The organism is Geoalkalibacter sp., from assembly GCF_030604225.1.
Classification (GTDB): domain Bacteria; phylum Desulfobacterota; class Desulfuromonadia; order Desulfuromonadales; family Geoalkalibacteraceae; genus Geoalkalibacter.
Window position 1 is genome coordinate 33,796 of the sequence record NZ_JAUVWH010000005.1, and the last position, 17,866, is coordinate 51,661.

A 17,866-nucleotide genomic window follows, 5' to 3' on the forward strand; every position below is an offset into this window, starting at 1 on the left:
CTCAGGATACCTCGCGCTGCTTCAGGCAGGCGCCGACAAAGGACTCGAACAGGGGATGGGGGTCCATGGGGCGCGAGCGGAATTCGGGATGAAACTGGCAGGCCAGAAACCAGGGATGGCCGCTCAGCTCGATGATTTCCACCAGATCGGCATCGGGATTGTTGCCGGAGAGCACCAGGCCGCACTTTTCGAGTTTCTGGCGATAGGCGTTGTTGAATTCGAAGCGGTGGCGGTGGCGCTCGCTGATCTCTTTCTTGCCGTAGATGCGCTGCGCCAGCGTGCCCTCGCCGAGCACGCAGTCGTAAGCGCCCAGGCGCATGGTGCCGCCCTTGCGGGTGATTTTCTTCTGCAACTCCATGATGTGGATGATGGGGTTTTTGGCTTCCTCGCGGAACTCGGTGGAGTAGGCATCCTCCAACCCGCAGACGTGGCGCGCAAACTCCACCACCGCCATCTGCATTCCCAGGCAGATGCCGAAAAACGGAATACTGTGCTCGCGGGCATGGCGGATGGCGGCGATCTTGCCCTCGCTGCCGCGCTCGCCGAAACCGCCGGGGACCAGGATGCCGTCCACGCCGTCGAACACCTCGCCCACGCCGTGGCGCTCCAGCGCCTCGGAATCGACGTATTTGAGCAGCACCCGGCAGTCGTTGGCGATGCCCCCGTGAATCAGCGCCTCGGAGAGGGACTTGTAGCTCTCCTTGAGTTCCACGTACTTGCCGACGATGGCGATGCAGGTCTCCTGCGCCGGCTCCTTGATGCGCTTGACGATACGCTGCCAGGCCGAGAGATCGGGGGCCTTGGTCCAGATGTTGAGGCATTCGATGATGCGCTCGTCGAGGCCCTGCTCATGATAGGCGATGGGCACCTCGTAGATGGTTTCCACGTCGCGCGCGGTGATGACCGCCTCCTCGCGCACGTTGCAGAATAGTGCGATCTTGGCCTTCATGTCGCGAGGAATCTCGCGATCGCAGCGGCACAGCAGGATATCGGGCTGAATGCCGATTTCGCGCAGTTCCTTGACGCTGTGCTGGGTCGGCTTGGTCTTGAGCTCGCCGGCGGTGGGGATGTAGGGCACCAGGGTCAGGTGAATGTAGAGCACGTTGTCCGCGCCGCGATCGGCGCGAAACTGGCGAATCGCCTCAAGAAAGGGCAGCGACTCGATATCGCCCACGGTACCGCCGACCTCGACGATGGCGACATCGGCGCCCTTGGCGTTCTCGAGAATCTTCTGCTTGATCTCGTTGGTGATATGGGGAATGACCTGCACCGTGCCGCCGAGGTAGTCGCCGCGGCGCTCCTTGCGGATCACCGAATCGTACACCTGACCGGTGGTGAAGTTCGATTTGCGGCTGAGATTGGCGGTGGTGAAGCGCTCGTAGTGACCAAGGTCGAGATCGGTTTCCGCCCCGTCGTCGGTAACGAACACCTCGCCGTGCTGAAAGGGGCTCATGGTACCGGGATCGACGTTGATGTAGGGGTCCATCTTCTGCATGGAGACCTGCAGACCGCGCGCCTCCATGAGCGAACCGATGGAGGCCGCCGCCAGCCCCTTGCCGAGACTCGACACAACGCCGCCGGTGATGAACAGGAACTTGGTCTTCATGGACAATCCTTTAACCCTAGAGCGAATGGAGCGGAGCCGAAACGGCCCCACCCTTTGTTGTCAATTCAATAAGTTAACCTCAGCAGCCACCCCGTCCGGAACGGCTCAAAGGGGTGATTCTACACGGCGCAACGCAAAAAGAAAACCCCCATTTCAGCGGGGGCGACGAGGACGGCGCGAAGCACGCGCTCAGGCATCTTGCAGGGTCCGGCGCACCCGTTCCAGATCCTCGGGCGTATCCACTCCCAGGGACGTCAAGGCGGTTTCGACCACGCGAATGCGAAAGCCGTGCTCCAGGGCGCGCAACTGCTCAAGCTTTTCCAGATTTTCCAGGGGCGTCGCGGGCAGGTGCGGATAACGCAGAAGAAATTCACGACGGTAGACGTAGAGCCCAACGTGTTTGCAGGGGGCGACCTCGACCAAATGCGCGGCCAGATCGGCGGAAAAATCCCGGGGATGGGGGATGGGCGCGCGGGAGAAGTACAGGGCGAAGCCCTCGCGATCGGTCACCACCTTGACCACGTTGGGATTGAGGAATTCCTCCAGCGAGGCGATGGGCGTCTTGAGAGTGCCCATGAGGATGCTCGGATCGCGCCGCAGCGGCTCAACGGCCAGTTCGATCATGCGCGGATCGATGAGCGGCTCGTCGCCCTGCACATTGACCACCAGCTCCGCGTCGATGCGCGCCGCCACCTCGGCCAGGCGATCGGTGCCGGTGGGATGGTCCTCGCGCGTCATGGCGACTTCGCCGCCGAACCCACGCACGGCATCGAAAATGCGCCGGTCATCGGTGGCGACGATCACCTGGTCGATGCCCGCGGCCAGCGCGACGCGCTCGTAAACGCGCTGGATCATGGGCTTGCCGAGGATGTCGACGAGGGGTTTGCCGGGAAAACGGGTGGAGGCGTAACGAGCGGGTATCAGGGCGGCAACGGTCATGGGGCGCGGGCATCCTGTCGAGGGAAAGTTGCCCTAGCCTAATCAAACCGCCGCCGACCTGTCAAGCCGAGAAAACAGGGCGAATTTCGGTGATTTTCAGGATTTGTCGAGGTTGCTGCCGCAATGGCCGCAGAAGCGCCAGTCCGCCTCGATGAAGGCTCCGCAGCGACAGCGCGGCAGCACTGGCGGGCGCGCCTTGAGAAACAGCAGCACCGCGAGGGCGATGCCGTTGCCCGCCAGCAGCAGTCCCCCCGGCAGGCTCAGGCGCGTGAGGTTTTCCAGGGTGCAGCGGCCCCAGCAGAACAGCCAGGTGTTATAGGCCAAAACCACCGCCACCACCACCCCGCCGAAAACCAGCATGCCCGTCAGCCGTTTCATGCCCAGCCCTCCCCACTGTCACTGCCGCAATGGGGACAGTACCGCAGCAGGCGCGCCTTGAGCCGCCCGCAGAAAGCGCAGCTGACCCGCAGCAGCTGGGCGCAGGAAGGACACACCAGCCAGTCGCGCGACACCGCTTGCCCGCAACCGCAGCGACACTGGGCGTCGGCGCCCGCCAGGCGCGTCTGCTCGCGCTTTTCCATCTCCCCCAAAATCAGGTAAGAGACACCGGCCAGAGTCAGCAGAAACAGCAGAACCACGGATGCTCCCTTCTCAGGCCGCGCTCGAGGTCGCGACGCGGCGCAGGCTCTCGTCCGCCACCACCAGGCCGTCGCGCAGTTGCACCATGCGATGGAAATAGCGGCGGTTTTCCTCGTTGTGAGTCACCATGACGATGGTCTGCCCCTCCTGGTTGAGGCGGGTGAGCAGTTCCATGATTTCCTCGCTGGTGGCGGTATCGAGGCTGCCCGTCGGCTCGTCGGCGAGCAGCAGCGGCGGACGGTTGACCAGGGCGCGCGCCACGGCGACGCGTTCCTGCTCGCCGCCCGAAAGCTGCGAGGGCAGATGCGCCGCACGGCCGCCCAGCCCCACCCGCTCGAGCACCTCCAGGGCTTGGGCGCGCTTTTGCGCAGCGGGCATCTTCTTCACCGCCAGGGGCAGCATGACGTTTTCCAGGGCGGTCAGATAGGGAATCAGATTGAAGGACTGAAACACGAACCCCAGGTACTCGCGCCGAAAATCCGCCAGCTTCTCGCCGGAGAGGGCGTAGAGGTCGATGCCGTCGACGCTCACCTTGCCGGCGGTGGGATGCGCCAAGCCGCCGAGGATGCTGAGAAAGGTGCTCTTCCCCGAGCCCGACTGCCCCATCACGCCGAGAAACGCCCCTTCCTCAACCCGCAGATCAACACCGCGCAGGGCCTCGACGCGATCGGCATCGCTTTCGTAAATCTTGGTCAAACCGGTAATTTCGATAAAAGGCATGAAAGGCTGTCCTTTGTCATTGGTCCTTGGTCATTGGTCAAAACCCGACAAACCCAGGCAGGGGACGCGGATTTTCAGGATGAACGCGGATTAGAATCAATACCGATAAATTCGGCATTTTCCGCCCGATCCGCTGTGATCCGTTTGATCAGATGTGATCTGCGTCCCCAAAGGGTATTCCCGGCCTTCGTCGCTCAAAGAGCCCGCAAAGCTTCCGTCGGGTCCATGCGGCTGGCGTGCAGGGCCGGGTAGAGGGAGGCCAGGGCGCCTACCGCCACCGCCAGCAGGATCGAGCCGCCCATGAGCAGGGCGCTCCATTCGAAGTGCGGGTGCTCCGTGGCGAGAAACGGCAACAGGGCACGGGTCGCCCCGATTCCCGAGAGGTAGCCGAGGATGCCCGCCACGAGACTTACAATGAAGGCTTCAAGCAGGATCAGGCCGACCACGTGGCCGCGGCGAAAGCCCAGGGCGCGAAAGATGCCGATCTCGCGGGTGCGCTCGTTGACCGAGCCCATCATGGTGACGAACACCACCAGGGCGCCGATGAACACCACCACCCCGGCGACGCTCAGAGACAGCAGGCGGAACTGATCGAGGGCGTGCATGCGGCTCTTGACCACCTGCTGCATGGCGATGACCCGCGTGTAGGGCAGCACCTGGGCAATCTGCTCGACGATCTCCTCCACCGGGCAGTCGGCGCACAGGGCGGCCACTTCCACCAGGGAGATATTGTCCTGCTTGCCGAGCAGTTGCTGCGCCATCCCCAGGGATCCGATGAGCATGCGGTCGTCCTGCGCTCCGGTGGGCTGCAGCAGGCCGACCAGGGTAAAGGTGCGGCCGTTGATTTCAAGCTGTTGTCCCATGCGCAGATCCAGGGCGGCGGCCACCTCGCTGCCGGCGACCAGTTCGTCGTCGGCGGCCACGGGCCGGCCGTCGATCACCCACCAGCGCTTGAGAGCGAATTCCACCTCGCGATCCACGCCCATGAGCACCACGCGCTGCTCGCCGACCCGCACCGCGCCCAGCACCTTGGGCGCCACGGCGGCGATGTTGCGCCGCTCGGGAATGGTACGGATCAGGGGCAAGTCCGCCTCGCGGATCGGTTCGTACTGCATGGCGACATCGCCCACGGTAATGCCGCCGTAGGAGATGGCCAGATCGTCGCTGCGCGGCGTGATGAGAATGTTGGCGCCGAACTGGTCGAGTTTGTGCTCGGTTTCCATGGTCAGGGCCTCGGTGAGGGACACCAGGGTCACCACCGTGGCGATGCCGACCAGCAGGCCGATGACGAGAAAGGCCATGCGCGCCTTGCGCCGGCGCAGATTATTCAGGGCAATGGTTTTAAGAGTCATGGGTCATCCGTTCAGCGTGCCGCGGCGAAATACCAGGAACCGGATTGCAGGGCCGCCACAGGAATCAGCACCTGCCCGTCGCGCACCACCCGCTCCAGGGGCGCCGGATTGCAGCCACCCTTGACTTCGTTGATCCGGTCCGAGGCGAAGCGCTGGTCGCAGGCGTTGCACACCATCACATCGCCTTCCTGGCGATAGCCCTTCTTGTCCCGGTAACAGACGTCGCAGGTGTCGAACGCCGCGCGAATCACGCCGTCATTGCTCTTGAGCACGAAAAAATTGATGGTGGTGGCGCCGTCGCGATAACTGAAGAAATGCGCCTTGCCGTCGCTGACCTGGGATGCGGGGATGGCGACCACGCCATCCTTGGCGCTGACGGCGGGATACCCGCCCGCGCCGCCGAACAGTCCCCAGGCCGCGGCGGCCAGCGCCACGGCCAAAACCAGGGCGACACCCAGGATCAGCGGCCGCTTGCTGCTTGTCTGATGTTCAAACTGGGCTTTCTTTTCCTGACGATCGGTCATCCTTGCAACTCCTGTTTATGTGCGAGTTAAATTTCTTGCCTGCCGAAAAACCCTGTAGGGCGCAACCTGTCTCAGCAACACCCGCCGCAGCCGCCCTGCCCGCTCAGGCGCGCCTTAAGCCCCGCGTCGAATACCGTCACCGGAACCCGGGTCGCCACGTCCCGCAAACGGCGCTCGACCAGTTGTTGGCGTTGGCGCGCATCGGCCTCGCCCTTGGCCAGGTTCTGTTCCACGTGACGGGCGATCACCAGATCGGCCCTGAGGCGCTGCTCGTAGGCTGCCACGCTGCCGAAACGCGCCGCGACCAGGGCATCGAAGCCAGGCATGGCCTGGCGCATTTTTTCCAACTCCCGCGCCAGGTCTTCATCGCCCACATCGACCTGGTGCGCAGCGGCATCACCCAGCAGCAGTTCGCGCTGCACCAGCTCCTGCCAGGCCCAGGCATCGAGTCCCGCCGGGACCAGGCCCTGCGGGTAGCCGTTGGAGAGCCGGGCGAGATGTTCGGCAAATTCCTCGCGCGACACCAGCCGCTCACCGATCTGGCCGACGTAGCGCAGGGCCAGTTCATTGTGCGCCTGCTCTCGCGCCTGGATTTCCCCGCGATCCAGGACATTGACCAACTGCGCGGGGTAACCGGCCGCGGTCACGGCCGCGGCGATCCGCCCGCCATCGACGCGCGTGGGGTCAAACGCCACCCGGCTGCTGCCCGTCGCCACATCGACCTCGACGGAGGCCACGCCGTCCAAGGCGCCGGCGGCCGTTCGCACCCGCCCGACGCAGGCGCCGCAGGTCAGGTTGTCCACCTTGAGTTCGGCCACCGCCGCCGCGTCCGGGGCACGCTGCCCAAACAGGGTACTTCCCACGGCCACCGCCGCCACCAGAACCAGAGCCGATACGATCATGCGCGATTTCATGCAGCCACAGCCTTTCTTCATCAACGTCAGGGATCAGGATTTGATCTTGCGGCGGGAAGGGATGAACAATCACGGACCAGCCCGCGCGGAACTATTCCTATCAGTTTTTGTGCCAATCCGTCCCGATTCGCTCAAGACCTGAAAATCACTCGAACTTCAGTTTAGGGAAGAAATCCGGCGGAACGCGGAAAGTGTGGAAAATCCTGTAGGTGCTGTGGAATATTCTTCAAACAGACGGGCGAGATAAAGGGCGAAGGACGGGAGCCGGCAACGAACCGCCGGCTCCCGCAGGAAGGTCAGCGTTGGTCTTGGTCGGCGGATTCGTCGGCAAAGAAATCGTTCAGGATCTCCTGCATGCGCGGCAACGCCTGTTGGGCGCGCCGTTGCCCGATCTGCATGGTTTTTTCCATGAGCCGCGGCATCTTGGCATTGATGCCGCGTCCCGCCTCGCTGCGGCTGAAATCAAGCAGGGCCTGCAATTCCTCGGGCGTGAACACCTCGGTATAGGCCGCGATGTACTCCTCCTTCATGCTCTCCCAGCTCAGTTCCTCACCCAGCACCGCCAGAAGCTTCTCCTGCAGTTGCTCGGCCTCCTCGGCACGCTCCGGCGGCAATTCGAGGCTCTCCAATTGTTGGATCTGAATCTGCTTGACCTGCGCGAACACGCGCTCGACATTCTGCTGCACGTTGTTGATGGTCAACAGTTCCGCCGCCAGGGCGCGCGGCTCGGGTTGGGCCTGGGCACCCGCGGTGGTTGTGTAAAAAAATACAGACAGGGCGAGGATGACGATGTGCCGCATGCGAATCTCCTTTGGGGATAAGAGTTGGGTCAGCGCCACGAAGCGCCCCTCGGCGACGCCGGAACCCGTGGTGAAAAGCGCGGTCATTCTAATGCCACAGGGTTCTTTTTGCCATCATAAACCACCGGCCCTGCTAGAAGATTCGCTCCGGGCAGACAGGGCGTCGGGCATTAGCAACAAGCCGCCCGCGCAGACCGCCGCCGCGGCAATGAGCAGGGACAGGTCGAAACTGCCGGTGCGCGCGGCCAGCATGCCGGCAAGCGAGGGACCGATGATCTGGCCGATGCCGTAGACCCCGGTCATCAGGCCGATGACCCGGCCGCGGGCGGCGGGCAGCAGGTTGCCGCCCAGGGACAGGGACAGGCCGACGATGCCCATGAAGGTGGCACCGAAGAGGAGCGCGCCGAGGATCACACCGGCGGGTTGCGGAAAAAACACCGGCAAGGCAATGCCGACGGCTTGCATTCCGTGGGCCAGGATCAGCGGACGCAAGGCCCCGTGGCGGCGTGCCGCCAGCGACCAGAGATAGGCCGAGGGAACCGCGGCGCAGCCGGCCAGAATCCACACGCTGGCGGCGCCTCCGGAATCAAAGGTGGTGCGGGCGGCGGCCACCAAAAAGGTGCCGGTGATGATATAGCCGAACCCTTCCAGTCCATAGGCGGCCACCAGGCGCACGAACCGGCCGTGGCGCGGCAAGGGGAAAGACGCCCCGCCGCCCTGGGGCCGCCGCTCGGCGCAGCCCGCGCTCAGCAACCGCCAGGCGCAGGCGGCCAGCAGGGCGCTCAACAGTCCCAGCACAAGCCAGGAACCGGCGGCGCCGAAGCGCTCCACCAGGGGCACGGCCAACAAACCGGACAATACGATGCCGCACCCCACTCCGCCATAAAACAGCCCGGCCAAGCCGTCGCGCCCTTCGCGCGCCAAGGCGGTGAGCACGACCCCCGAAGCGGCGACAAAACAAAAGGCACTGGCCAGCCCTGACAGCAAGCGTGCCGCGCCCACCCAAGAAAAATCCAGGGACAGCCCGGCCGCCGCCGTGGTTGCCGCCGATAGCGCCAGCCCCAACGCCAGCAGGTTGCGCTCGCCCAGGGCGCGACACAGGGCCGCCGCCAGGAAGGCGCCGACCAGATAGCCGAGATAGTTCAGCGAGGCCAGCAGCCCCACCTCCTCCGCGCCGAAGCCATACTGACTCATCATTGGCGGCAATAGCGGCGTATAGGCAAAGCGCCCGATGCCCATGGCCAGCAGCAGCACCAGGAATCCGCCCGCCAGCAAGGAACGTAGGTCCAGAGTCCTGTTCATGTCGGTCCTCCCGCGGATGGACTATGCCAGAGGCACGACGGCAAAGCAATGGGTCGGGAAAGGCACAGGGCTAAGGGGAAGGTTCGGCAGAGGAAACCCGAGGGAGGCCGGGAAGGGGGCGTTGTCAGGCGTGCCCGCAATTATCCAGAAGACCCGCCTCGCACAGCCAGCGGCGAATGCCGGGCAATTCCGCGCGAAAATCGCCCAACATGCGCTGCGCCTCGGCGTCGGCGAACTCTTCCGTCAGATCGACATTGCTGATCAGGTCCTCGGCCAGCATGGCGCTGAACAAAGTTTCGGCGGTCTCGGGATCTTTTCCGGACGCTTCAACAAGAATCTGCAGAATGATGTCGCGGCGGGTCATGGAATTGAGAAAACCCCTGGACAAACGCAAAAGAAAATAGAACGATTTTCTATAAATTTGCCAGACTTTCGGTGATGCGCAACGGTACGAGAGAAAAAGGTCATGAGGACGCCCCATGACCACCAATGCCTCAACAGCGATTAGTCTAGCCGAGCCGCGGGGGATTCCAACTTGCCGCGCAGGACAAAAAGCGCCCGCCGGATCAATTCACCCGCCCCACCCGCAGCGCCAGGGGCCAGCGCACTTCTCGCTCCGGCCCCTCGCCCCAGGCGCGAAACAGGTCCTCGGCAACCGCCGGCACCGGATCGGTGCCCGTGCGTTGCCGGTACTCCTTGACGGCGGACCAAGTGGTCAGATAGCCGACCAAACGCTCCACATCCCAGGTTTCAACCAGCGCGAAGGAGGGGGCGGCCATCTCGGGGAAGGGAAAGGGCAGGGACTGGTAGCCGCTGTCCACGTGACGGCGCTCCGGCGGCCAGTAGTCCGCCAGCAGGTCGTGATAAAATTGGCCGATGACCTCGTCGACCGCCCCACCCAACTGGATGAGGCCATAGGTAAAGGCGGCGAAGATTCCCCCCGTGGGCCGCGTCACCCGACGCAACTCGGCATAGAAGCGCTCGAAGTCGAACCAGTGCAGGGCCTGCCCCGCCACCGCCAGGTCGATGCTGCCGTCCGCCAGCCCGGTGACTTCCGCCGGCGCGACGCGGTAGTCGACATTGTCCCGGGGCATGGCGTTGAGAATCTGCTCGCGGCTTGGATCGACGGCGAATACGGTCTTGAAGTGCGGCGCGAGGAGCACGGCCGCCTGCCCGTTGCCGCACCCGCAATCGAGGGCCGTCTCGCGCGCCGGGGCGATCCGCGCCAGCCACTCGAACAAGGCGGCGGGATAGGTCGGACGAAAGACCCGGTATTGGTCGGCGGTCGCGGAAAAATGATCCTTGAATGAACTCATGCCCTGCCCTTTCCGTGATAGAATCCGTGCCCCATTCAACGTCCCGGCCGATAGGGTCTTGCGCGACCTCGCCCACGCCCTTCATCGACCCTCAGCACCACCAGCAGCGCCAGGCCGAAGAGCAGGATGCAGAACAAAATCGAGGCCTGCAGGCCGAAGGCCATCTGCAACAAACCCAGGCCCAACAGACCGACAATGGCCGCGGCCTTGCTCACCAGCCCCCAGAAACCGAACAGCTCGGCCGCCTTGCTCCGGGGCGAGAAGAGCCCCACCAGGGCGCGCCCCGCCGACTGGGTCGAGCCCAGGCAGGTGCCGGCCAGCACCCCCACCACCAGAAAGATGTACTGCGCCTGCCAGTTCAGCCCCAGACTCTCCCGCGCCCAAACCGCCAGTTGCGGCGTCAGATAGATCAGGGTGATGGCCAGCATCCAGAGCCCCAACGTCAGGGCGTAGGTCAATTTGGCCCCGACGTGATCCTGAATAAAACCGAAGATCAGCGCGCCCAGGGTGGCGGTGATCTGCACCACCACGAACATCAGCACCCGTACCGGTTCATCCCAGCGGATCACCTGGGCGCCGTAGATGAAGGTAAAGGCGATGATGATGGAGATGCCGCACATGGCGAAGAAAATCGAGCCCATGAGAATCGCCAGGTCGCGATAGTCCGCAAGACTTTTGCAGGTGCGCCACACCCGGCGCATCCCCAGGGCCAGATAGTTGCGCGAATTTTTCAGGCGGCGCGGGCGCCCGCGCTCCTTGAGCCAGAGAAAAGTGGGGATGGCCGCCAACAGGAAAAACGCTCCGGCGAAGGGTCCGACCCAGCGGATGCGCGCGAAATTTTCCTCGCTCACCGCGCCGAGAAACAGCAGGGCGAAGGCCGTCGCCACCAGCCCCCCGACATAGCCCAGGGCCCAGCCGAAACCGGAAATCTTGCCCAGATCCTCGGGGCGGCCCAGATCGGGGAGAAAGCTGGCGATGAAGGATTCGCCGATGGCATAGGCGTAGTTGGACACAATCAGCAACAGCACGCCGAGCAACACATAGCCCGGCGCCACGAAGTACAGCAGGGAGGTAGCGATCACCGTCACCAGGTAACTGGCAAAGAGAAAGCGCTTGCGCGTCGCGGAGAAATCCATGATCGCCCCGCACACCGGACCGGTGAGCACCACCAGCAGGTAGCTCAGGGACAGGGCCAGGCTCCACAGCAGATTGCCCAAACGGTAGCCGCTTTCGGCATCGCCGACGATGATGCGGGTAAACAGATCACCGTAGATCACGGTGATGATGAGCAGGGTGTAGGCTTGGTTGGCGAAATCGAACATCGCCCAGCCGAAGATCTCCTTTTTCGAGGCTCCGGGCGCGGAAACGGATGCTTTCATCAACGCTTTCCGCCGAACAGCGCCCCGAGCACGCCGCGCACCACCTGGCGGCCGATGTTGCTGCCGATGGAACGCGCCGCGCTCTTGGCCAGGGCGCTCACCACGTCGTCACCCTGCCGAGCGCGCGGCGCGGCGGCACGTGGCGCGGCCTTCTCCAGCACCGGTTGCTGGGAGGCGCGAGCCAGCAGCACTTCGTGGGCCGATTCGCGGTCGATGGCTTTTTCGTAGCGCCCGGCAAAGGGCGAGGCGGCAATCACCGCGATTTGTTCCGTGGGGCTCAGGGGTTGCATGCGGCTGCGCGGCGGGCGGATCAGGGTCCGCTGCACCGGCGTCGGCGTGCCGCGTGCGTCGAGCAGGGAAACCAGCGCCTCGCCCACGCCCAACTCGGTGATGGCCTGTTCGACATTGAGCGCCGGGTTGGGGCGAAACGTCTGCGCGGCCACCCGCACCGCCTTCTGATCACGCGGGGTAAAGGCGCGCAGGGCGTGCTGGATGCGCAGGCCGAGCTGGCCGAGGACCGAGTCGGGCAGATCCGTGGGATTCTGCGTCACGAAATAAACGCCCACCCCCTTGGAGCGAATCAGGCGCACCACCTGCTCGATCTGACTGACCAGGGCGGGCGGCGTGTCGTTGAACAACAGGTGGGCCTCGTCGAAAACAAAAATCAGCTTGGGCTTGGGCGGGTCGCCCACCTCCGGCAGCCGCTCGAAGAGCTCCGCCAGAAGCCACAGCAGGAAGGTGGCGTAGAGCTGCGGCGAGCGCATCAGCCGCTCGGCGGCAAGGATGTTGATGATGCCGCGCCCATCGGCCGAGGTTTTCAGCAGGTCATCGAGATCCAGCGCCGGCTCGCCGAAAAAACCCGCGCCGCCCTGGTCGCCCAAGGCCAGCAGCGCACGCTGGATGGCGCCGATGCTGGCCGTCGAGACATTGCCGTAGCGGGTGCGAAACTGCGCGGCGTTTTCACCGACAAAGGCGGCCATGGCTTGCAGATCCTTGAGATCGAGCAGCAGCAATCCCTGGTCGTCGGCCACGCGGAAGATCAGATTGAGCACGCCGCTCTGCGTGTCGTTGAGCCCCAGGATGCGCCCCAGCAGCTGCGGGCCCATTTCGGAGACCGTGGCGCGCACCGGATGCCCGGCGCTGCCGTAGAGATCCCAGAAGGCCACGGGGTAGCCGCGAAAGGCAAAATCGCCCAATTCCATGCCTTGCACGCGCTCGCGCACCTTGGGATGGTCGCCGCCCGGCAGGGCCAGACCCGTGAGATCGCCCTTGGCGTCGGCCAGAAACACCGGCACCCCGCCGTCACTGAACGATTCGGCCAAGGCACGCAGGGTCACGGTCTTGCCGGTCCCCGTCGCCCCCGCCACCAGTCCGTGGCGATTGGCCATGACCGGCAACAGCGAAATTTCCTCCTCACCTCGACCCAACCACCAAATATCGTTCGATGCCATCATAAAAGACCTCCCAGGAAAAGCGTTGCCTGCAAGTGACTGTAATTGACGCGGAGCGATTGTCAAACCGAGGGGATAGGAGAATTGGCCTGTCCTTCACGGCACGGGGCGTGCCCGCCGCAACAGGGCCGCGCCCACCGCGAGCAGCGACCAGACGCCCAGCGCCGCGTAGGCCAACCCCCAGGCCGTCACCGATTCGTTGCCGCCCGCCAAGTCCAGCACCAGACCGAAGGCGAGGGGCGCGAGAAAACCGGCGCCGAAACCCATGAGGGAATGCAGGGCCATGGCCGCGCCCTTGCGCCCGGGTTCGGCGGCGGCGACCAGGCCGGCGGTGAGGGCCGCCGAATCGCCCATGACCAACAGAAAATACAGGGTCACCAGGGGAAAGACGATGAGCATCGGCAGGGGCGCGCTAAAACCGACCAGACAGGCCAGGGTGCCCGAGGCGGCCATGGTGGCCAACACCACGGGCTTGCGGCCGCGGCGCACGGCGACTTCGTTGCCGAAGATGCTGGCCAGCGGCCCGATGAGATTGACCCAGGCGGCGAGCGCCGCGGCGCCGAACCAGAAGCCGCCCTGGGTGGCGGACAGTCCCAGGCTGAAGGCGAAAAAGGCCGGCAGCCAGGAGCGCAGACCGAACAACTCCCAGCAGTGAGCGGCATAGCCGAGAATATAGCCCATGGCCTCGCGGTTGCGTAGCACCGGGCGAAAATCGAACAACAGACCGGGCGGCGCACCGCTGGTCTGGGGCGGCCGCGCCGGAAAACTCAAAAACACCAGGGGCCCGGCGATGGCGGGGCCAATCGCGGCGGCGGCGAACGCCCAATGCCAGCCCAGGGGCTCCAGCGCCCCGGCGAGCAGCAGCGAGCCGGTGGTGCCCAGGCCGAAGGTGGCGGTATAAAAGGCCACCCCCCGGCTGGGGGTGGCGCCGCGAAAATGCTCCGTCAGCAACCGCAGGCCCGGCATGTAGGTGCCGGCCAGTCCGGCGCCGACCAGGGCCTGAAAGAACATGGCGGAGAGCAGCCCCTCGGCCAGCAGGGCGAACCCCAGGCTGCCGACCAGGGCCAGCGAGGTGGCGAGCAGATAGATGCGGCGGGTGTCGATGCGATCCGTCAGGCCGACGAGAAAGGGCGTGGCGACCATGTACCCGGCGAAAAAGACCCCGCTGACCAATCCCGCTTGGGAATTGTTCAGACTCCAGTGCGCCTGCATCACCGGCAGCAGCGCCGGATAGGTGGCAAAACCGGTCATGCTGAGGATTTCCGCCACGCACAGCAGCAGCACCAGCCGCGCCGGCGAAAGCCGCTCGGCCAGGGAACTCAAATCGGGCCCCGTCGCGCCCGCTGCCGCAGCAGCAGATCCATGAGCACCAGCGCCGTCATGGCCTCGACGATGGGCACCGCGCGCGGCACCACGCAGGGATCATGGCGCCCCTTGGCCTCCAGCACCACCTCGCGACCGTCCATGTCCACCGTGGTCTGCGCCAGGCCGATGGTCGCCACCGGCTTGAACGCCACGCGGAACAGGACCGCCTCGCCGTTGCTGATGCCGCCCTGCACCCCGCCGCTGTAGTTGGTCAGGGTGCCGAGGCGCTCGCCCTTGCGCACGAAGGGATCGTTGTGCACCGAGCCGCGCATGCGCGCCCCGGCAAAGCCCGAGCCGATCTCGAACCCTTTGCTCGCCGGCAGCGACAGCATCGCTTGGGCCAGCAGGGCTTCGAGCTTGTCGAACACCGGCTCACCCAGTCCCGCCGGCACCTTGCGACACACGCAGCTGACCACGCCGCCCACCGAATCCTGTTCCTTGCGCACCTGCAGAATCTCGGCCTCCATGGCCGCGGCGGCCGCCGCATCCGGGCAGCGCACCGGGTTGGCATCCACCGCCATGCGGCTCACCTGGGTGCTGTCGATGTCCGGAGCCTCGACGCCGCCCACCGCGCTCACCCAAGCGACGATTTCGATCCCGAAAGTTTCCCGCAGGTATTTTTCCGCCACCGCGCCCGCCGCCACTCGGCCGATGGTTTCGCGGGCGCTCGAACGTCCGCCGCCGCTGGAGGCGCGGATGCCGTACTTCATCTGATAGGTGTAATCGGCATGAGAGGGGCGCGGCACCTGGCTCATCTCGCCGTAATCGCCGGGCCGCTGATCCTTGTTGGCGACCAGCAGGCCGATGGGGGTGCCCAGGGTTTTGTCGAATTCCACGCCGGAGAGAATCCGCACCCGGTCGGCCTCCTGACGGTCCGTGGCCATTTTGCTCTGACCGGGACGCCGACGGTCCAGTTGCGCCTGGATGTCCGCGGCGCGCAGTTCCATACCCGGCGGGCAGCCGTCGACGATCACGCCGACGCCCTCGCCGTGGGATTCGCCGAAGGTGGAAACTCTGAACAGCGTACCGAAGGTACTCGACATGGTGTACGGCTCCTTGGGAAAAAAGATGGAAGGCCAATGGTAAAAGAAAAAGAGCGGCAAACGAAAACTTTTTTTCGCCCGCCGCCCGGTGTCTCCTTGGCATCCTCAAAAATTTCGGGTATCTTGCCGGCTGCATCACCCAATCCATGAGAATTCCAGCGGTTCATGACGCCGACTTTTTTGACTCTGCCCCTCGATTTTTTCGACCCCCTGCCCCTCTACCTGCATCTCTGCCCACGGGGTCCGGGTTTTCTCGAAAGCCTCAACCCCACGCCGCGCACCGGACGCTTCAGCATCCTGCCCCTGCGGGTGCGCGATGCGTTTCGCCTCGACGCGCGAGGGCTGATGCAGATCGCCGACGGGCAAGCCACGCCTCTGCCGGGCGATCCCTTCGTGCGTCTGGAGGAGGTGCTCGCCGCGCGGCGCATCCCCCGCGACGCCGCGACGCCGCACTTCCCCGGCGGCTTTTTCGGCTATCTGGGATATGACCTCGCCTGGTGGATCGAGGATCTGCCGCGTCGCGCCCGGCGCGACCTGCCCCTGCCCGCCCTGTGGCTGAGCTGGGTCGACACCGTGGCGGTCTACGATCACGCGGAGCGATGCATGACCCTGGCGTCCCTCGACGCGGACTTTGACCTTGACGCCCTGGTGCCGAGGATCGAGGCGGCCCTCGCCTCTCCCCTGCCCGCGCCGCGACCGGCCGTGCCCCCCAGCCTCACCCCGGTGCTCAGCCGCGAGGCGTTCATGGCGCGGGTGGAGCGCGCCAAGGAGTACATCGCCGCGGGCGACATCTATCAAGCCAATCTCTCCTGCCGCTTCGACGGCTTGAGCGACGAGCCGGGCACCGACCTCTACGCCCGCCTGCGCCGGGTCAATCCCTCGCCCTTTGCCTGCTACCTGCGCACGCCCGAGGTGGAAATCATCTCCTCCTCCCCCGAGCGTTTGGTTTCGCTGCGCGGACGTCTCGCCGAAACCCGCCCGATTGCGGGAACCCGTCCGCGCGGGTATACTCCTCCGGAAGACGCGGTGCTCGGCCGCGAGTTGCTCGACCATCCCAAGGAACGCGCCGAGCACGTCATGCTTCTCGATCTCGAGCGCAACGATCTCGGCAAGGTTTGCACCGCCGGCAGCGTCGAAGTGGATGAATTCATGGTGCTCGAGCGCTACTCCCACGTCACCCATATCGTCTCCAACGTGCGCGGCCTGGTGCGCGAGGATTGCGGTCCCTTCGCCCTGCTGCGCGCCATGTTTCCCGGCGGCACCATCACCGGGGTGCCCAAGAAACGCTGCATGGAGATCATCGAGGAGCTCGAACCCGTCGGCCGCGGCACCTACACGGGCAGTGCCGGCTACATCAGCGCCACCGGCGACATGGACTGGAACATCCTGATCCGCACGTTTCAGCGCTGCGGCGCACACCTCAGCTACCAGACGGGCGCGGGCATCGTCGCCGATTCGGACCCGGCCCGCGAATGGGAAGAATGTCTCGCCAAAGGCGCGGCCCTGCGCAAGGCCCTGGAGGGGTAGCAATGATCGTCAACATCGATGGCGGATTTCTCGAACCCGGCGAAGCACGCCTGCCGGTGGACGACGGCGGCTTTCTCTACGGCGAGACCCTGTTCGAAACCCTCAAGGCCCGCGAGCGCAAACTGCTGCTGGTCAACGAACATCTCGACCGCCTGGAGCTATCCGCCCGCCTGCTTGATTTTCCCTGCGACCGCAAGCGCATCGAAAGCGCCCTGGAACGCACCCTGCCGCGCCTGACCGCGCCGGTTTCACGCATCCGCCTCACCCTGACCCGCGGCAGTTTCGAGGGCCTGGACTACCCGCCCACCAAGGCGGCGCGCTTCGTCATCCTCACTTTTCCCTACGAGGAGCCCGGCAACCCGGAACGCGAAACCGGAGCGGCCTGCGTCTTCGCTCCCAACCGCCGCGTCAACCCCCTCTCCCACCTGCCGCAGATGAAGCGCGGCAACTACGCCGATTGCCTCTACGCCGCCAACCATGCCCGGCAAAAAGGCGCGCGCGAGGCACTGTTCCTCAGCGCCCAGGACGAGGTTCTCGAAGGCGCCACCAGCAACCTGTTCATCGTGCACGACGGCGAACTCCTCACACCCCCCGCCGGCGAACTGGTGCTGGCGGGCATCATGCGCCGCCAAGTGCTGGCTGCGGCGCATAAAATGGGCCTCGCTGTGCGCGAAACCCCCATCCGCCGCGACGAACTGCTGCGGGCCGAAGAAGTTTTTCTCAGCAACTGCCTCATCGACATTCTCCCCGTCACCCGCATCGAAAACCAGCCCGTGGGCGGCGGCGGCCTGTGGCGCAGCCTGCTTGCGGAGATTTCCGGCAAAACTCCTGCTGGCAAAACTCCTGCTTGACCAGGCCCGCCCTTGCCTTTATAATCCGTTCCCTGCCGCACCCAAAGGGGGCGTGGTGAAATTGGTAGACGCACTGGACTCAAAATCCAGCGGGCGCAAGCCCATGTCGGTTCGACTCCGACCGCCCCCACCACTTAA

General features: G+C 64.9%; 18 protein-coding genes and 1 tRNA gene. 3 read left to right on the top strand and 16 right to left on the bottom strand.

Annotated features, from left to right (window positions below; all coding sequences use genetic code 11):
* Position 1: 1 nt before the first annotated feature.
* The 16 genes from QAT43_RS01445 to aroC form a co-directional block, all read right to left on the bottom strand.
* Positions 2 to 1,606 (bottom strand): CTP synthase, encoded by a 1,605-nt coding sequence (locus tag QAT43_RS01445; RefSeq protein WP_305041246.1) that lies wholly within the window; start codon positions 1,604 to 1,606, stop codon positions 2 to 4.
* A 189-nt stretch (positions 1,607 to 1,795) separates the two neighbouring features.
* Positions 1,796 to 2,545 carry a 3-deoxy-manno-octulosonate cytidylyltransferase gene (gene kdsB, locus QAT43_RS01450; protein ID WP_305041247.1) on the bottom strand — a complete coding sequence of 250 codons (750 nt, stop codon included), beginning with the start codon at positions 2,543 to 2,545 and terminating at the stop codon, positions 1,796 to 1,798.
* 96 nt (positions 2,546 to 2,641) lie between these two features.
* Positions 2,642 to 2,923 carry a hypothetical protein gene (locus QAT43_RS01455; RefSeq protein ID WP_305041248.1) on the bottom strand — a complete coding sequence of 94 codons (282 nt, stop codon included), beginning with the start codon at positions 2,921 to 2,923 and terminating at the stop codon, positions 2,642 to 2,644.
* Positions 2,920 to 3,183: a hypothetical protein gene (locus QAT43_RS01460; RefSeq protein ID WP_305041249.1), complete on the bottom strand. Its 264-nt coding sequence runs from the start codon at positions 3,181 to 3,183 to the stop codon at positions 2,920 to 2,922. Before QAT43_RS01460 ends, QAT43_RS01455 begins: the two co-directional genes overlap by 4 nt.
* A 13-nt stretch (positions 3,184 to 3,196) precedes the next feature.
* Positions 3,197 to 3,904 (bottom strand): ABC transporter ATP-binding protein, encoded by a 708-nt coding sequence (locus QAT43_RS01465; RefSeq protein ID WP_305041250.1) that lies wholly within the window; start codon positions 3,902 to 3,904, stop codon positions 3,197 to 3,199.
* Positions 3,905 to 4,098: 194 nt separating this feature from the next.
* Entirely contained in the window at positions 4,099 to 5,256 is a 1,158-nt protein-coding gene (locus QAT43_RS01470; protein ID WP_305041251.1) for an ABC transporter permease, read from the bottom strand.
* 11 nt (positions 5,257 to 5,267) lie between these two features.
* Positions 5,268 to 5,780, bottom strand: a complete 513-nt coding sequence (locus QAT43_RS01475; RefSeq protein ID WP_305041252.1) for a DUF2318 domain-containing protein — start codon at positions 5,778 to 5,780, stop codon at positions 5,268 to 5,270.
* Between the two features lie 71 nt (positions 5,781 to 5,851).
* Positions 5,852 to 6,694 carry a cation transporter gene (locus QAT43_RS01480; protein WP_305041253.1) on the bottom strand — a complete coding sequence of 281 codons (843 nt, stop codon included), beginning with the start codon at positions 6,692 to 6,694 and terminating at the stop codon, positions 5,852 to 5,854.
* Positions 6,695 to 6,990: 296 nt separating this feature from the next.
* Complete coding sequence (locus QAT43_RS01485; RefSeq protein WP_305041254.1) at positions 6,991 to 7,581, bottom strand: DUF2059 domain-containing protein; 591 nt, start codon at positions 7,579 to 7,581, stop codon at positions 6,991 to 6,993.
* Between the two features lie 27 nt (positions 7,582 to 7,608).
* Positions 7,609 to 8,796 (bottom strand): YbfB/YjiJ family MFS transporter, encoded by a 1,188-nt coding sequence (locus QAT43_RS01490; RefSeq protein WP_305041255.1) that lies wholly within the window; start codon positions 8,794 to 8,796, stop codon positions 7,609 to 7,611.
* 124 nt (positions 8,797 to 8,920) lie between these two features.
* Positions 8,921 to 9,160, bottom strand: coding sequence for a hypothetical protein (locus QAT43_RS01495; protein ID WP_305041256.1), 240 nt, complete (start codon positions 9,158 to 9,160; stop codon positions 8,921 to 8,923).
* A gap of 202 nt (positions 9,161 to 9,362) precedes the next feature.
* Positions 9,363 to 10,112, bottom strand: a complete 750-nt coding sequence (locus tag QAT43_RS01500) for a class I SAM-dependent methyltransferase (protein ID WP_305041257.1) — start codon at positions 10,110 to 10,112, stop codon at positions 9,363 to 9,365.
* Positions 10,113 to 10,147: 35 nt separating this feature from the next.
* The gene (locus tag QAT43_RS01505) at positions 10,148 to 11,491 is read right to left on the bottom strand and encodes an MFS transporter (RefSeq protein WP_305041258.1); all 1,344 of its coding nucleotides are present in this window, start codon (positions 11,489 to 11,491) and stop codon (positions 10,148 to 10,150) included.
* The gene (locus tag QAT43_RS01510) at positions 11,491 to 12,945 is read right to left on the bottom strand and encodes a helicase HerA-like domain-containing protein (protein ID WP_305041259.1); all 1,455 of its coding nucleotides are present in this window, start codon (positions 12,943 to 12,945) and stop codon (positions 11,491 to 11,493) included. The genes QAT43_RS01505 and QAT43_RS01510 overlap by 1 nt, the downstream gene beginning before the upstream one ends.
* 93 nt (positions 12,946 to 13,038) lie before the next feature.
* The gene (locus tag QAT43_RS01515) at positions 13,039 to 14,265 is read right to left on the bottom strand and encodes an MFS transporter (RefSeq protein ID WP_305041260.1); all 1,227 of its coding nucleotides are present in this window, start codon (positions 14,263 to 14,265) and stop codon (positions 13,039 to 13,041) included.
* Positions 14,262 to 15,350, bottom strand: a complete 1,089-nt coding sequence (gene aroC / locus QAT43_RS01520; protein WP_305041261.1) for a chorismate synthase — start codon at positions 15,348 to 15,350, stop codon at positions 14,262 to 14,264. The genes QAT43_RS01515 and aroC overlap by 4 nt, the downstream gene beginning before the upstream one ends.
* A 165-nt stretch (positions 15,351 to 15,515) precedes the next feature.
* Here aroC and QAT43_RS01525 point away from each other — a divergent pair, with 165 nt between their 5' ends.
* The 3 genes from QAT43_RS01525 (at position 15,516) to QAT43_RS01535 (ending at position 17,861) form a co-directional block, all read left to right on the top strand.
* The gene (locus tag QAT43_RS01525) at positions 15,516 to 16,877 is read left to right on the top strand and encodes an anthranilate synthase component I family protein (RefSeq protein WP_305041262.1); all 1,362 of its coding nucleotides are present in this window, start codon (positions 15,516 to 15,518) and stop codon (positions 16,875 to 16,877) included.
* Between the two features lie 2 nt (positions 16,878 to 16,879).
* Positions 16,880 to 17,728, top strand: a complete 849-nt coding sequence (locus QAT43_RS01530) for an aminotransferase class IV (protein ID WP_305041263.1) — start codon at positions 16,880 to 16,882, stop codon at positions 17,726 to 17,728.
* Positions 17,729 to 17,774: 46 nt separating this feature from the next.
* Positions 17,775 to 17,861 (top strand) — tRNA-Leu (locus QAT43_RS01535).
* Positions 17,862 to 17,866: the final 5 nt, after the last annotated feature.

Excerpts from the sequence above, each read along its gene's own strand:
- QAT43_RS01510 (WP_305041259.1), bottom strand. The coding sequence starts at position 12,945 with ATGATGGCATCGAACGATATTTGGTGGTTGGGTCGAGGTGAGGAGGAA.
- QAT43_RS01495 (WP_305041256.1), bottom strand. The coding sequence starts at position 9,160 with ATGACCCGCCGCGACATCATTCTGCAGATTCTTGTTGAAGCGTCCGGA.
- QAT43_RS01470 (WP_305041251.1), bottom strand. The coding sequence starts at position 5,256 with ATGACTCTTAAAACCATTGCCCTGAATAATCTGCGCCGGCGCAAGGCG.
- QAT43_RS01480 (WP_305041253.1), bottom strand. The coding sequence starts at position 6,694 with ATGAAATCGCGCATGATCGTATCGGCTCTGGTTCTGGTGGCGGCGGTG.
- QAT43_RS01465 (WP_305041250.1), bottom strand. The coding sequence starts at position 3,904 with ATGCCTTTTATCGAAATTACCGGTTTGACCAAGATTTACGAAAGCGAT.
- kdsB (WP_305041247.1), bottom strand. The coding sequence starts at position 2,545 with ATGACCGTTGCCGCCCTGATACCCGCTCGTTACGCCTCCACCCGTTTT.
- QAT43_RS01485 (WP_305041254.1), bottom strand. The coding sequence starts at position 7,581 with ATGACCGCGCTTTTCACCACGGGTTCCGGCGTCGCCGAGGGGCGCTTC.
- QAT43_RS01445 (WP_305041246.1), bottom strand. The coding sequence starts at position 1,606 with ATGAAGACCAAGTTCCTGTTCATCACCGGCGGCGTTGTGTCGAGTCTC.
- QAT43_RS01500 (WP_305041257.1), bottom strand. The coding sequence starts at position 10,112 with ATGAGTTCATTCAAGGATCATTTTTCCGCGACCGCCGACCAATACCGG.
- aroC (WP_305041261.1), bottom strand. The coding sequence starts at position 15,350 with ATGTCGAGTACCTTCGGTACGCTGTTCAGAGTTTCCACCTTCGGCGAA.
- QAT43_RS01490 (WP_305041255.1), bottom strand. The coding sequence starts at position 8,796 with ATGAACAGGACTCTGGACCTACGTTCCTTGCTGGCGGGCGGATTCCTG.
- QAT43_RS01525 (WP_305041262.1), top strand. The coding sequence starts at position 15,516 with ATGACGCCGACTTTTTTGACTCTGCCCCTCGATTTTTTCGACCCCCTG.
- QAT43_RS01505 (WP_305041258.1), bottom strand. The coding sequence starts at position 11,491 with ATGAAAGCATCCGTTTCCGCGCCCGGAGCCTCGAAAAAGGAGATCTTC.
- QAT43_RS01475 (WP_305041252.1), bottom strand. The coding sequence starts at position 5,780 with ATGACCGATCGTCAGGAAAAGAAAGCCCAGTTTGAACATCAGACAAGC.
- QAT43_RS01530 (WP_305041263.1), top strand. The coding sequence starts at position 16,880 with ATGATCGTCAACATCGATGGCGGATTTCTCGAACCCGGCGAAGCACGC.
- QAT43_RS01455 (WP_305041248.1), bottom strand. The coding sequence starts at position 2,923 with ATGAAACGGCTGACGGGCATGCTGGTTTTCGGCGGGGTGGTGGTGGCG.